At 67.5% G+C, this 604-nt stretch carries 1 protein-coding gene and 1 pseudogene; both read right to left on the reverse strand.

What is annotated here, in order from left to right:
- A partial coding sequence (locus tag AB4Y92_RS25280) for a PrpF domain-containing protein (RefSeq protein WP_441822115.1) occupies positions 1–386 on the reverse strand: 386 nt, incomplete at its 3' end.
- Positions 387–389: 3 nt separating this feature from the next.
- A pseudogene (locus AB4Y92_RS25285) lies at positions 390–604 on the reverse strand (hypothetical protein); the annotation flags it as partial.

Here is a 604-nt window from a genome sequence, read left to right on the forward strand (position 1 = left end):
CCCGTGTTCAGCGTCCGAACCCGGACGGTGGTGCTGGCGCCCTCTGCTCGAACGAGGCCCCGCGCCAGCGCGAAGGGACCGATACCGGCGAGGATGTTGCCGCAGTTCGGCGTGGTGTCGACCGACGCGGTCTCGATGCCGACCTGCGCGAAAAGGAAATCGACGTCGCAGTCCGGCTCGTTCGAGCGAGAGACGATCGCAACCTTGCTCGTCAACGGATGCGCCCCACCAAGCCCGTCGACCTGGCGCTTGTCGGGTGAGCCCATGACCGCGAGCAGGAACGTGTCGCGCGCGGCCGTGCCAACCGGCAGATCCTCGGCGAGGAAATAGGCGCCCTTCGACGTACCGCCCCGAATCAGCATGCATGGCACGGCAATCTGCAACATCGCTCAGCCTCCGCCCTTGATGCTGGCACGCGTGATGATATCGCGCCACAGCGTCCCTTCCGACGCGATCAGACGCCCGAAGCCCTCCGGCGTCTCGCGGCGCGCAATCGCGCCGTCGCGATCGAGCGCCGCGACGAATTCGGGCTGGTCGAGCAGCGCGTTGATCTCGCGGTTGAGGCGCTCGACAATTGCAGCCGGCGTGTGCGCGGGGGCAACGA

Source organism: Lysobacter sp. TAB13 (assembly GCF_052113885.1).
Taxonomy (GTDB): Bacteria; Pseudomonadota; Gammaproteobacteria; order Xanthomonadales; family Xanthomonadaceae; genus Lysobacter; species Lysobacter gummosus.